The organism is Streptomyces sp. NBC_00569, from assembly GCF_036345255.1.
In the GTDB taxonomy this organism is placed as follows: Bacteria; Actinomycetota; Actinomycetes; order Streptomycetales; family Streptomycetaceae; genus Streptomyces.
Genome location: NZ_CP107783.1, coordinates 4,998,218 through 5,011,559 on the forward strand (window position 1 = coordinate 4,998,218; position 13,342 = coordinate 5,011,559).

At 71.2% G+C, this 13,342-nt stretch carries 8 protein-coding genes; 4 read left to right on the forward strand and 4 right to left on the reverse strand.

What is annotated here, in order from left to right:
• Positions 1 to 33: 33 nt before the first annotated feature.
• The gene (locus OHO83_RS22510) at positions 34 to 582 is read right to left on the reverse strand and encodes a DUF5819 family protein (protein ID WP_323186899.1); all 549 of its coding nucleotides are present in this window, start codon (positions 580 to 582) and stop codon (positions 34 to 36) included.
• A 417-nt stretch (positions 583 to 999) separates the two neighbouring features.
• Entirely contained in the window at positions 1,000 to 2,262 is a 1,263-nt protein-coding gene (locus OHO83_RS22515) for an ice-binding family protein (RefSeq protein WP_330279743.1), read from the reverse strand.
• A 527-nt stretch (positions 2,263 to 2,789) separates the two neighbouring features.
• Here OHO83_RS22515 and OHO83_RS22520 point away from each other — a divergent pair.
• The 4 genes from OHO83_RS22520 (at position 2,790) to fxsT (ending at position 11,155) form a co-directional block, all read left to right on the forward strand.
• Entirely contained in the window at positions 2,790 to 3,977 is a 1,188-nt protein-coding gene (locus OHO83_RS22520) for a pyridoxal phosphate-dependent aminotransferase (protein WP_266672651.1), read from the forward strand.
• Between the two features lie 218 nt (positions 3,978 to 4,195).
• Positions 4,196 to 5,698, forward strand: coding sequence for a VMAP-C domain-containing protein (locus OHO83_RS22525; RefSeq protein ID WP_266672649.1), 1,503 nt, complete (start codon positions 4,196 to 4,198; stop codon positions 5,696 to 5,698).
• A gap of 94 nt (positions 5,699 to 5,792) precedes the next feature.
• Positions 5,793 to 6,908, forward strand: a complete 1,116-nt coding sequence (locus OHO83_RS22530; RefSeq protein WP_266672647.1) for a MoxR family ATPase — start codon at positions 5,793 to 5,795, stop codon at positions 6,906 to 6,908.
• Positions 6,905 to 11,155: an FxSxx-COOH system tetratricopeptide repeat protein gene (fxsT, locus tag OHO83_RS22535; RefSeq protein WP_266672645.1), complete on the forward strand. Its 4,251-nt coding sequence runs from the start codon at positions 6,905 to 6,907 to the stop codon at positions 11,153 to 11,155. The genes OHO83_RS22530 and fxsT overlap by 4 nt, the downstream gene beginning before the upstream one ends.
• A 61-nt stretch (positions 11,156 to 11,216) precedes the next feature.
• Here fxsT and OHO83_RS22540 read toward each other — a convergent pair whose 3' ends face one another.
• Together OHO83_RS22540 and OHO83_RS22545 are read right to left on the reverse strand one after the other, a co-directional pair.
• Entirely contained in the window at positions 11,217 to 13,115 is a 1,899-nt protein-coding gene (locus OHO83_RS22540; protein ID WP_266672643.1) for an HEXXH motif domain-containing protein, read from the reverse strand.
• Positions 13,109 to 13,339, reverse strand: coding sequence for a hypothetical protein (locus OHO83_RS22545; RefSeq protein WP_266672641.1), 231 nt, complete (start codon positions 13,337 to 13,339; stop codon positions 13,109 to 13,111). The genes OHO83_RS22540 and OHO83_RS22545 overlap by 7 nt, the downstream gene beginning before the upstream one ends.
• Between the last annotated feature and the right edge of the window lie 3 nt (positions 13,340 to 13,342).

Here is a 13,342-nt window from a genome sequence, read left to right on the forward strand (position 1 = left end):
CGCGACGGCGATGTCGCCGAAGTCGATGTCTGCTCAGCCTGCTGCATGGCGGGCCACCTTCCACCAGGGCAGATAACGGGTGCCGGCGGGCCTTGGTGCGGCGCCGGGACCGGGGCCGCCCGCTGCGGACGGACCGGCGATGGGCAGGATGATCACCCGCAGTTGGATGGACTCGAATGCGCCGTGGCGATGGGCGGCGACGCGATCCGCTGCGATGTTGCGCAGGTATTGCTGGATCATCAGAGCGCGTTGCGAGCGCGGGCGGTCGTCGCTGCCGTGCGTTGTGAGGTAGGAATTCCAGGCCCGGCGCAGCATGTTCTGCGCTGTGTGACTCGGGAAGGGGTCGTGTTTCACTGCGGCTGTGTCGACGGCAGTCAGGTCGAACCAGCCGCTGACCTGGGTGGTGCCGTTCGGGGCGGTGTGCATGGTCCTTGCCGAGATCTGCCGGTTGACCGACTCCGGGTCCGGGGCGAAGAGCCGCCAGTTCTGCTCGAACAACGGGAAGACCCAGGCGTTGACCTGCCGGCTGTACTGCCGGGAGAGGGGATTCGGCGGCGCCACCTGCAGGAACACCAGGAGCACGTGCGTCAGGGCGGTCGCCAGACACAGGACTACGGCGATACGAACTCCGGCCTTCAGAGCGACGGGCGGCTCTGCAGGCCCTTGGAACACAAGAGGGCTCCCGCCCCCGTTCTGTGCGGTCGGCTCGGCGCCGGTCCGGTCCGATTCGTCTGCATCCGCTGATGCCACGCCACCCTGTACGGGGGCATCCGGCCTGTCCGTCTCGACTTCTCTCACCTGCTTCTCCTGAACTTCTAGCGGCGGCGCGCGACGGAATCGATGATGATCCGCGCCGCGCGCCGCCCGTCCTACTCCCGCACGCGGGCGGCTGCCCCCGAGCAGGCACCCCCGCCGGACGGTTCCATCACGTGATGCGGCTACGCCTTCGCGAACCGCAGGTCGTGCGGGAATCGCTCCCGTGCCGCGCCGACCATCGCGCTAGGCAGCATCACAGCCGTAGCCGTCGTCCTTGCCGCCATAGCCGCTGTCGCCATACCCCTTGTGCTTATGGGGCTTGCAGTCGTGGTCGTGGCCACCTGTGGTTCCGCCGGTCGTTTCGCCGGTGGTCTCGCCGGTGGTCTCGCCGGTGGTCTCGCCGGTGGTCTCGCCGGTGGTCTCGCCGGTGGTCTCGCCGGTGGTGGTGCCCGTGGTCTCACCCGTCGTGGTACCGGTCGTGGTGCCCGTGGTCTCACCCGTCGTGGTACCGGTCGTGGTGCCCGTGGTCTCACCCGTCGTGGTACCGGTCGTGGTGCCCGTGGTCTCACCCGTCGTGGTACCGGTCGTGGTGCCCGTGGTCTCACCCGTCGTGGTACCGGTCGTGGTGCCCGTGGTCTCACCCGTCGTGGTACCGGTCGTGGTGCCCGTGGTCTCACCCGTCGTGGCGCCCGTGGTCTCACCCGTCGTGGCAGACCCGCAACCCGACAGACCGATCGTGTTGGAGTCCAGCGTCACGGCGCCGTCACCGCGTAGGCCCGCATCGGCCAGCAGCCGGCCGTTGATGGTCGCCCCCGTGGTGGCGGTGATCGAGGTGTCGGCCAAGATGGTGCCCACGAAAGTGGAGTTGGTACCGAGTGTGGCCGAGCTGCCGACCTGCCAGTACACGTTGCACGGCGAGGCGCCGTTGATGAAGCTCACTGTGCTGTTGTCTGCCGTCGTCAGCGTCGAACCGATCTGGAACACCCAGACGGCATCGGGGTTGCCCTGGGCGTCCAGGGTGAGTGTGTCGGTGATCCCGGCGGAGACGTCCGCCTTGTAGAGGCCCGGCGTCAGCGTCTGGCCACCGAACTCATGGGGATCGTCGTTGTACTCCTCGGTCGGCGAAGTCTGTCCGGCGGCCGAGTTGTACGCCGTATTCAGGTCGGTCTTGGCTTGGCCCGCGACCTCATCGGCAGAGTGCAGAGTCCCGGGCGGGGTCACAATGCCGGGCCCGGTCGGGGTCGTAGGGAAGAACCCGGTGATGGCCGTCCCGGGGCTCACGCCGACGTTGAGACCGTTGACCACCGTGGGACCGGTGTTGGTGACCGTGGCGCCGGCCAGTACTCCGAAACTGTCTGCCGTGCCCAGAAGCACAGCATCGGCAGCAGCGTTTGCGCGTGTCGGCGTCATCGCGAGTACGGCAGCGGCGAGCACCACGGCCGTCACCGCCGCGAGCCACACCGAAAATGTGCGCCGAAGAGGCGCGTCAGGGATATGCAGCGTCATTGAGGGGGCAACTCCTTGGGGAGGATGATCATGGAGATTCCCAGCCGCGCAGAATAGGATTCTGCGGCTGGCATATTACACAGAAAGACAATTCAGTTACGGCCCCTCCGGGCGATTTCACCGGCATGGAAGAATTCGGCGCGCGACCTATATAAATGATTTATGGGCCGAATGGACCTGCTTTTTTATCCGGCTCGATGATGGGCGAACCGCTCAGGATTCCCTGGCAGGCCGGTCCAACAGGTGGTCGCCGGTCACCACGGTCCGCAGCCGACATAGAGCCGGGGGAGTCCGCGCATCAGATCGTGCGAACGGAGCAGCCGGGCGCCGTCCAGCTGGCCGGCCGGAATGGCCCGGAGTGAAACTCTCTGCCCTGGGCCGTCTCTGGGCCGTCCCAGGGTGGCCAACGACGACAGATGACGACAGTCGACAACGGCTCTCCCCCTGCTCAGAGGCAGTGCTTCGAGTTCCCACACAGGTGCTCGTCCGCGAAGCAGAGTTGAGGAACTCCAGAGGTTCGGCGCAGGATGGCGGTCATGACCTCCAGCGCGCGCCCCCTGCTCAACCGCCGCCTCGCCGAGTTCGGGACCACGATCTTCGCGGAGATGTCCGCGCTGGCCACGGCGACCGGCGCGATCAACCTCGGCCAGGGCTTCCCCGACACGGACGGCCCCGAGGAGATCCGTGAGGCGGCCGTACGGGCGCTGCGCGACGGACACGGCAACCAGTACCCGCCGGGCCCCGGCGTCCCCGAGCTGCGCACCGCGATCGCCGCCCACCAGGAGCACCGCTACGGCCTGTCCTTCGACCCGGACCGTGAGGTCCTCGTCACGGCCGGCGCCACCGAGGCCATCGCCGCCTCGCTGCTCGCTCTGGTCGAACCCGGCGACGAGGTCGTCGCGCTGGAGCCGTACTACGACTCGTACGCGGCGAGCATCGCGCTGGCGGGCGGCACCCGCGTCCCCGTCACCCTGCGCCCCGACGGTGGCGCCTTCCGGCTCGACCTGGACGAGCTGCGCGCCGCGGTCACCGACCGCACCCGCCTCCTGCTGATCAACACCCCGCACAACCCCACCGGCACCGTCCTCACGCGTGAGGAACTCACCGCGATCGCGGCCCTCGCCGTCGAACGCGACCTCCTGGTGATCACGGACGAGGTGTACGAGCACCTGACGTTCGGCGACGCCGGGCACATCCCGCTCGCCACGCTCCCCGGCATGCGAGAGCGCACGGTGACCATCGGGTCCGCCGGCAAGACCTTCTCGTTCACGGGCTGGAAGGTCGGCTGGGTGACCGCATCGCCCGAGCTGGTCACCGCGGTCCGCTCGGCCAAGCAGTTCCTCACCTACGTCGCGTCCGGCCCCTTCCAGTACGCGGTCGCCGAGGCACTCGCCCTGCCCGACTCGTACTACGACGCCTTCCGCGCCGACATGAGCGCCAGGCGCGACCTCCTCGCGGACGGTCTCGCGGCGGCCGGCTTCGAGGTGTTCCGGCCCGCGGGCACGTACTTCGTCACCACCGACATCCGCCCGCTCGGCGAGAGCGACGGCTTCGCGTTCTGCCGCGCGCTGCCCGAACGCGCGGGTGTCGTCGCTATCCCGAACGCGGTGTTCTACGACCACCGCGAGGCGGGCGCCCCCTTCGTACGGTTCGCGTTCTGCAAGCGGATCCCGGTGCTCGAAGAGGCGGTCGACCGTCTCAAGAAGCTCGCCTGAGACCCGGGTCCCGAGCGGTACCCCGATGAACGCGTGATCCAAATGGGACGGTTGCGACCGTACCCACACGCGGCTCTTCGTCATACCCTTGCTGGCTCGGGCAGCGACAGTACGACCGCTGCCGCGGGACGCGTGAGGGGGACACGTGGAAGTGGCTCGACCGACTGCGGACATTCATCCGACGGGTGCCACCCGGTGGCTCGACCGCCGAGACGGCCATGCCTGAGCGCCCGTCCCCGTACCCGGCCTTTCCCGCGAGCGAAGAGCAGCTCGTGGAAGCGCTGATGCGGGTGTCCGTCATGGAGGACCGGCGCAGCCGCCGGATGTGCGTGGACCGGGCGCTGCACCATCTCGGACAGCGCCTGTCCGTGGCCGAGTTCGGCGAGAAGAAACCGCACATCGTCGAAATGGTGCGGGTGTTCGGCGCCGTGCCCCTGGGCTGGCTGCGGCTGGTGGAGGCCGTCCGCTATCTGGCGGACGACGATCTGGCCTCGCTCCAGGCGTCCGCCCTCGTGGAGTCGCCACTGCCGCCGGCCGGCGACCCGGCGCAGCGGGCCGCGCTCGACCCGCTCCTGAGCGGCCTGGACCGCGGCTCCGTGCCGGACCTCGCCGACCTGTTCCGCCATGTGGCCGGGGACAGCTTCGGGCCGCTGCCGAGGACGACCCGCACGGCACGCGAGGCGTACGAGCTCCTGGAGCAGTGCAACGTTCCCTCGGACGGGATACCGAGGAGCGTGCGATTCCTGCACGAACTGGCCTATCTGGTCGGCCCGGAGCGGGGCGACCCGCTCCGGGTCTGGCTCAGCCGCCACGTCCGCTCCCTCGCCGCCGCGGGACCCGAGGGGCAGCGGATGCTCGACACCGTCCGTTCCTCCACCGGGAGCTGGCGACGAGCCCCCGGCCGTGACGCCTTTCTGGTGATCCGGCTCCAGCCGTTGACCGAGTCACCCGACCGTGTCGCACTCACCTGCTGGACGAGTACCGGCAACGCGTGGGAGCCGCGCCAGCGGGACGACCGGGAACTGCGCCTGACGGAGGTGCCCGACTGGGTCGCCACCCTCGTCGACCGGGAGGAAGAGCGGCTGCGCAACCACCACGGCGGCATCGTCGTGGAGTTCATCCTCTCCCTGGCGATGGCGAACACACCGGTGGAGGACTGGACCCGGCCGACCCCCTTCGGGTCGCGGCAGCCCGGCCTCGGCACGTCGGCCCCGTACCGCCCTCCGCTGGGCATGGACTACAAGGTCGTCATACGCAGCCTGGAGCGGATGGAGGCACGCCAGGTCCACCGGGTGTGGAACGCGCGCTGGGAGGTGCTCAGGAACGGGGGCGCGGGGCGCGTGCACCGGTGCGAAATCGGCGCCGGGTCCCAACAGCAGGCTCTCTACGCCAAGTTGAAGCACAATCAGGCCATTGTGTTGATGACTCTGGGCTCGTCGCCCGACTCGGAACACGGGCTCAGCGAGCTGACGCTCGGCCTCCAGGCGGGCCTGCCGGTGCTGCTCTGGGCTCACCAGGGACCCCTCGACGACACCGAGCACGCGGAACTCCACAGGCTCGCCGAAACGGGTGCCTGGGACGACTTGTTGGAGACGGTCACGCGCTTGCGCTTCTCTCCCGGAACACGCGACGATGGGCCGGAGGGTTCCATCGACTCTCGTATCGCTGTGCTGTGGGACGATCCGAGCCGCCTTCCCGAAGTACCGGAATCAGCGAGTTGAAGACTTCCAGCCCAACCAGGTGTTCGGGCTACGGCGGTTGGGGAGTACGGACGTGCACCGACCGGGCACGAACCAGGGTGAGGGGGAACGGTCGATGGCCGACAGGGATCCGCACGTTCCGGCACAGACCGACGGCGCCGCGGCCGACCCCGGCGCATGGCGCATCTACCGAGGCACGGCGAGGCCCCGCGGCAAGGAGCCCCTGTCCCGCGAGTTACCCCCGCCCCCGCCCTGGCGCCGCTTCACCGGCGCACCCCTGGTCTCCGATCCGCCCCCGGACGACGAGGACGAGTTCACCCGCCGCCTCGGCCCGCCGGACGGCCCCGTCGTCCGCAAGGCGTCCGAGCAGGAACTCGATCTCGTCAATGCCGCGCTGTTCCTGCGCAGGCCGCTGATCGTCGCGGGCCCTCCCGGCATCGGGAAGTCGAGCCTCGCCCACTGCATCAGCCGTGAACTCTCCCTCGGCCGCGTCCTGCGCTGGTCGATCACCAGCCGCAGCACCCTCAAAGAGGGCCTCTACGCCTACGACGCCATCGGCAGAGTGCAGGAAGCGGCCACCCGCGGCGCCCTGCGCGGCTCCGAGCCCGGCGCCGCCGGCGATCCGGCACCCGACCCGGACGGCCTGAACAACCTGGGCGACTACGTCCAACTGGGCCCGCTGGGCACGGCGTTGCTGCCCCGCAAGACCCCGCGCGTCCTGCTCGTCGACGAGTTCGACAAGTCCGACACGGACCTCGCGGGCGACCTGCTGAGCGTCTTCGAGGAGGGCGAGTTCCGCATCCCGGAGCTGGCCCGTGTGCGCTCCAGGCTCCCCGACGCCGAGGTGCACACGGACGACCCGGACGGCACGGCGGTCATCCATCACGGGGCGGTGCGCTGCGCCGCGTTCCCCGTCGTCGTGATCACGAGCAACGGCGAGCGCACGCTGCCGCCCGCGCTGCTGCGGCGCTGCCTCTACCTCGATCTCCCCGCGCCCGACGCGGGCCAGCTCGCGGCCATGCTGGCGGCGCAGCTCTCGCAGGACGACGAGGGGCGCACCGCGATGATCCGCGACTTCCTCAGCCACGCGAGGACCGGCGGCTCGCTCGCCGCGGACCAGCTCCTCAACTCGGAGTTCCTGCGCACCACGCCCGCGGGCCCCGACGAGGGGTCCATGAGCACGCTGTTGCACGCGCTGTGGCGACGGCTCGACGAGGTCGGCACTGGATGAACCGGTCGCCCTCCCACGGCGGCGTGGCGGGTGACGGTATCGGGCCGGGTGCCGCATCGCTGGCCGAGGCGTCCCCTCAGCCGCACTGGTACGAGGCGGGCGAGGTCCTGTGGCTCGCCGCGCAGCGCTGGCTGCGGCTGAAGGACGCCCGGCGCGGCAGGCCACGGCCTGGCCCGTCGGCCGAGCTGCCCGAAGCACCCGAGGCGGAACGCCCGCGCCCGGAGGACCTGGACGCCCCCGTGCCGGAGCTCACGGAGGAACCCGTGGAGCAGCCCGCTCCCTTGACCGGGCCCTCGGCACAGGACCCGGATCCCGGCGGCCATGTGGACTCGCTCCTCATGAGCCTCGGGAACGGCTTCGCGCTCGACCGCTCGCGGGAGATCGAGAAGGCGCTGAACCCGCTGAAGCGACGCATCTCCTCCCGGAGCCAGGTCTTCCTCAACGAGGAGGCCACCGCCGAGCTGCACGCCGAGACCGGCATGTGGCTGCCCCAGCTGGAGCCGGGCCAGGAGCGCTGGCTGACCGTGACGCTCCTGGTGGACTCCGGCGACTCGATGCGGCTGTGGTCGCACACCGCGCAGCGCCTCGCCGAGACCCTGCACTGCTCGGGCGCCTTCCGTGACGTACGGACCGTGCGCTGGCAGGAGGACGGCTCCGGCGGTGAGGGCGCCGCCGGCACCGACGGCCGGCATCTGGTCCTCGTCCTCACCGATCTGCACGCCGACCACTGGGGCGACGGCAGCGCCCGGCGCAGGCTCGCCCGGTGGGCCCGCACGATGCCCGTCGCGATCGTCCATGTGCTGCCCGAGCACGTCTGGGCGAGGGCGGGCACGCGGACCAGCAGCCTCAAGCTGACCAGCCCGCGCCCCGCGTCCCCCAACAGCGCCTGGACCGCCGAGCCCGTGGGCCTGGTCATGCCCACCGCCGACCTCTCGGAGACCGACGCCTGCGACGGGGTCCGGCTGCCCGTGGTGACGCTGACCCCCGAAGGGATCGGCGGCCTCGCCCGCTTCCTCGCGCACGACAGCAAGGGCGGCTACACCGTGCGCGTCCTGGACCGGACGCCCGGCGACGAGACCGCCGTCGCGCGCAGGCCCGCCGCCGCACTGCCCGCCGACGTCCAGGTCAAGACCGTGCGGGCCCAGCTCTCCCCCACCGCCTACCACCTGGCCCGCCTCTCCGCGGCCGTCCCGCTCAACCTCGACGTGCTGCGCCTGCTCCAGGAGGGGCTGATCCCCGGGGCGCGGAACTGGCACGTGGCGGAGCTGCTCCTGAGCGGGCTGCTGCGGCGCACGGAGGCCGAGCCGGGCGGGACCGCCGGGCCGGGCGTCGAGCTCGAGTTCGGCGACGGCGTGCGCCGGGAGCTGCTCTCGGACGGGACGCGCGGCGAGACGGCGCGCGCGCTGATGCTCGCCCTGGACCATTTGGCGGTCGCCGCACCGGCGTACGGGGAAGGGGTCGCCCTTCTCCGCGAGCCGGATCGCGCGAGCAGTGTCTCCATGGAAGGCTTACGGCCGTGGATTTCGTCTATTTTGCCCGCTTTCGCGGCCATGGCAGGACCACACGCCACCGCCGCCAGGGAGCTTGAGGCACGCCTCGACGAACCTCCACCTCCGCTGGCCACAACCTCCGGAGAACCCAGCCAGTTAGGCGGTGGGGCCGAGCCCACCGCCCCGCCGGACACCGGCAACGAGGAAAGGGTCGAAGAAGTGAGCGGCTTGCAGTCCACCCAGGCCGGGGCAAGGGGTGACGCGCTGCAGAAGCCGCCCCCCGTCTGGGGCAACGTCCCTCCCCGAAACCGTGCCTTCACCGGCCGCGTCCAGCTCCTGGACGACCTGCACCGCAGGCTCCAGGAAGGAACCACGGCGGTGCTCCCCGAGGCGCTCCAGGGCATGGGCGGCGTCGGGAAGTCCCAGCTCGCGGTCGAGTACGTGTACCGGCATCTGAACGAGTACCAGATCGTGTGGTGGATCCCCGCCGAACAGCCGCAGCAGATCCGGCAGTTCCTCGTCCAGCTGGCCAACCGGCTCGGTCTGAACGTCGGCAGCGGCGAGGCGAACACAGCGGTGCCGGCCGTCATCGAGGCCCTGCGCGTAGGCGAACCGTTCAAGAACTGGCTCCTCATCTTCGACAACGCGGAAGACCCGGAATCCGTGCGGGAGTTCTTCCCGACCAACGGCCCGGGCCGCATCCTCGTCACCTCACGGAACGCGCAGTGGGCCTCGTCGGCACGTCCCCTGGAGGTCGACGTGTTCACCCGCGAGGAAAGCCGTTCGCTGCTCCAGATGAGAGCACCGAACCTGGACAACGCGACCGCGGACCGGCTCGCCGAGACCTTGGGCGACCTGCCGCTCGGCATCGAGCAGGCCGCCGTGTGGCTGGCCGAGACGGGCATGCCCGCGGACGAGTACCTGCGCATGTTCGAGCAGCAGGCCAACGAGCTGATGGTCAGCGACCCGCCGGTGGACTATCCGCTGTCGGTCGCCGCCGCCTGGAACGTGTCCCTGGACCGGCTCCGCAAGAACCACCCGGCGGCTCTTCAACTCCTCCAGATGTGCGCCTTCTTCGCGCCCGAGCCGATCTCCCGGCGGCTGCTCACCGGCGTCCGCGACGCCCCCGTGCCCCCGGAGCTCAGCGCGGCACTCAGTGACCCGATCCGGCTCGGCCGCGCCATCCGCGAGATCAACCGCTACGCGCTGGCGCGCATCAACCACAACACCAACACCATCCAGCTGCACCGCCTGGTCCAGCGCGTCCTCATCAACCAGATGGCGGAGCCGCTGAAGTCGCAGATGCGCGCCGGCGCCCACCGGCTGCTCGCCAGGGACGACGCCGGTGAGCCCAACAAGTCCCACCGGTGGCAGCAGTACGGCGACCTGCTGCCGCACGTCCTCAACAGCAGGGCCGTCGAGTCGACGGACCCGTGGGTGAGGCAACTCGTCCTGAACGAGATCCAGTACATGTACTACTGGGGCGACCACCAGGGCTCCTTGGACCTGGCCAAGGAGACGTACAACACCTGGCGCGAGGCCGACGGGGACACCGCCGAGCACGTACTCAACGCGGCCCGTATCTACACGAACTCCCTGCGCATCCTGGGACGCTACTCGGAGGCGTACGAACTCGATCAGCGGACACTGGCAGGGATGACCGAGGTCCTCGGCCCCGAGCACGAGTCGACGATCGACATCACCAGCATGCTCGCCTGGGACCTGCGGCTGCGCGGCGACTTCCAGGCGGCGCTCGAACTCGACAAGCACGCCTTCGAGACCTGCGAGCGCCTCTTCGGGCCCAACGACCCGTCGACCCTCCTCAGCGCCCACCGGCACGCGCTGAACCTACGGTTCATCGGGCACTTCCGGGCTGCGCTCGCGCTCGACCGCATGACACACAGCCGCAAGGTCGCGGAGCTCGGCGAGAACGCGGTGTCGACGCTGTCGACCATGGCCTCGGTGACGTTCGACCTCCAGGAAGGCGGCGAGTACCTGGCTGCCCGCGACCAGGCGCGCGACGTCGAGGAGCGCTTCCGCAACACCGTCGGCGACACCCATCCGGACACGATCTCCGCAACCAGGATCCTGTCGGTGGCCGAGCGGCGCGCCGGCCAGCACGCCCTTGCCCTGGAGCTGTCCGGCCGGTCTCTCGCCATGTTCCGCACCCGATACGGCGACCTGTACCCGCAGACGGTGAACGCGCTGGCCTCACACGCCATCGACGTACGGCACAGCGGCGACCTCACCCGGGCACTCGAACTCGGGCAGGAGGGGTACGAGGGGTACGAGGCACTGCTCGGCCCGCAGCATCCGCACTCCGTCGCGGGACGCGTCAACCACGCGATCTGTCTGCGCCTGGCCGGGCGGACCGAGGAGGCCCGCGCGAGCAACGTGGACTCGCGGGAGAAGCTGATCGAGCTGATCGGCGTGGACCACCCCAACACACTCTCCTGCACCGCGAATCTCGCCGCCGATCTGTTCGAGCTCGGCGAGATGCAAGCGTCGGTGGAGCTCGCCACGGGTGCGCTCGACCTGTGCCGCACCAAGCTCGGCGTGGACCACCCCATCACCCTCGCCACAGCCCTCAACCTGTCGCTCGGGCTGCGGCAGCTGCGGCGTGACGACGAGGCGGACGAGCTGTACGCCGACACGGCCGAGCGCTACGGGCGCACCCTCGGCGAGGACCACCCGGCGACGACGGCGGCCGCGGACGGCAGGCCGGCGAACTGCGACATCGACCCGCTGCTGATGTGACGCCGCCGAGGTGACGTCGGCAGTATCGACATGACCCCGCCCTGGACACATCCGGGCGAGGTCAGAGCTGTGGCACGCCCGTCGCGGGCTGTGTGATGAGCCCGGGGATCCGCGCCGTCCAGCGGGCCAGTTCCAGCGGGTCGGGCGTCCGCGCGCCGCGGGCCCGCTCCTCCAGGGCGAGCGCCCGCACCAGCTCAGGGCGGTGCAGCAGGGACGTGGCGGTCTCGCCCTCGCCGGACGCCTCCAGGGCGAGACCGAGGCCGACCCACGCCGGGCGGGTGGCGGGGGCGCCGGTCAGGACGGCGCGGTAGCGGTCCACCGCGCGCGCCGCGTTCGCCGGCCCGCCGCGCAGGAGGCACATGTCCGCTTCGAGGAGGTCCGGGGACCGTTCCACGCCGGAGAGCCGCGCAAGGGTGTCCGGGGTGAACGTTCCTGCATCAGCGATGTGCAGCCTCCGTAGTTCACAGCGGAGTTCGGGCTGACGCTGCGGCGGGTCCGCGCGCGGCCGGGACGGCGGCACGGTCACCTCTTCGCCCGGGCCGCCGCCGAGCCGGTGGTCGGCGAGCAGCCGGGTCGCGGCCGGGTCGGGCGCGAGGTTGTGGCTGCACCATGTGGACCGCAGATCGGCCAGTTCGGCCCGCGCCGGGGCGAATGCCTCGGCCGGTACGTCGTCGTCGGCCCACGGGACGGTCTGGCGCGCCATCTCCGTGACGAAGCTGCGGCCCCACGGGGTGAGCCCGGGCTGGCCGGCCAGCGTGCGCAGGGCGATCGCCACCGCGTCGCGCCACACGGCGAACTCGAAGTGCGCGAGGACGGCACGGGGGCCGGCCAGGGCGTGCCGTTCGGTGCGCCAGAAGTCGGCGACGCCGGTGAACGCGTACGTGCCGTGGAGCAGGCCCCACGGCGGGCGCGGGTCGGTACGCCAGGGCGCGTAGAGCAGCGTGTCCTGGCGCGGCCCGCGCGCCGCCCTGTCGACGAGCTGGATCTGGTGGCTCAGACCGTTGAGCACGGAGTGCCGTGACTCGTGGACGAGGGTGACCGCGAAGTCGACGGCGTCGCGCGGCAGGGAGACCAGTGCGCTGCCGAACGCCTCGGCGTACGAGGCGCTGGAGGTGCGGAAGCGGGGCATGCCCGGCAGGGGCACGAGCGAGTTCAGGACGAGCGGCACCGTGCGGGCCGCGTCCGGGTGACGGGCCCCGAGCAGGCGCGCCGCGTCGTGCAGATGCCGCTGCCAGGTGTCCGACTCTCCGTCCGTGAGCGGGGCAGGGGGCGGCCAGGGGGACCGGAAGTCGCGGTAGGGGTCGGCATCGTCCAGCAGAACGGCGGGGCCCGGCTCGCGCGGGGTCCAGCTCAGCAGGCGTGCGGGGTGCCAGCCGGGGGCGCGCAGGTGCGGATCGGCGGGCAGTTCGAGGGTGTGCGGGCCGAGCGTGACGCGGGCGGGGCCGCGCCCGTCCGTCTCCAGCGTGGCGACGTCGTGGTCACCGGGGGCGTCGTCGAGTACGGCGTGCCCGACGGTCGGCAGGATCACCTTGCCCGCCCACGCGGGTAAGCGGACGCGCGCGGGAAGTCCGGCCCGCAGCGCGGCCGCCGCGGCGAGCGCGTGCGCGTAGCCCGCCTCCCGCCACAAGGGGGGCTCGCCGGGCCGGGGACCGGCGACGCCGCCCTGCAGTCGCCCGAGTAGGCGGACCGCCCAGACGCCAACCGGCGGGTGCCGGAGCACGCTCGCCACGGCATGCGGATCGAGGGCCTCCGCGCGGGCCAGCAGCTCGAAGGCGTGCGCCAGCGGGGGCAGCGGTCCTGCGCTTTCTTCCGTCTCGCGTTCCGCGGCGGCCAGGGCCCGCAGCATGAGCATGCGGCGGCTGCGCTCCGCCGCCGCGATACGGGTCCCGGTGGGTGCGGTGATGCGCCCGGTCGCGATGGCCTCAAGGTCGGCGACCGACACGTGGTGCCGCGTCAGCACGGCAGGACAGGCCGGTCGGGCTCGTCAGGCAGGTCGCACGGGGATACCGGTTCGGGCGGCCCGTGCTCGTGCCGGGGCTCCTGGGGAGCCGTGCCGCCGTGCTGTCGCGGGCTGAAGTACGGACTCCCGTCCCCGCTGCCCACGACCTGCCCGACGGCGTCCTCCGTCAGATGTTCGAGCAGCGCGTTCTGCGCCTCCGCCACCAGCGGGTCCCTCAGTGCCATGGC

What these genes read in the sequence shown, in the direction of transcription:
- OHO83_RS22515 (WP_330279743.1), bottom strand. Translation starts at nt 2,262, where the DNA reads ATGACGCTGCATATCCCTGACGCGCCTCTTCGGCGCACATTTTCGGTG.
- OHO83_RS22520 (WP_266672651.1), top strand. Translation starts at nt 2,790, where the DNA reads ATGGCGGTCATGACCTCCAGCGCGCGCCCCCTGCTCAACCGCCGCCTC.
- OHO83_RS22525 (WP_266672649.1), top strand. Translation starts at nt 4,196, where the DNA reads ATGCCTGAGCGCCCGTCCCCGTACCCGGCCTTTCCCGCGAGCGAAGAG.
- OHO83_RS22530 (WP_266672647.1), top strand. Translation starts at nt 5,793, where the DNA reads ATGGCCGACAGGGATCCGCACGTTCCGGCACAGACCGACGGCGCCGCG.
- fxsT (WP_266672645.1), top strand. Translation starts at nt 6,905, where the DNA reads ATGAACCGGTCGCCCTCCCACGGCGGCGTGGCGGGTGACGGTATCGGG.
- OHO83_RS22545 (WP_266672641.1), bottom strand. Translation starts at nt 13,339, where the DNA reads ATGGCACTGAGGGACCCGCTGGTGGCGGAGGCGCAGAACGCGCTGCTC.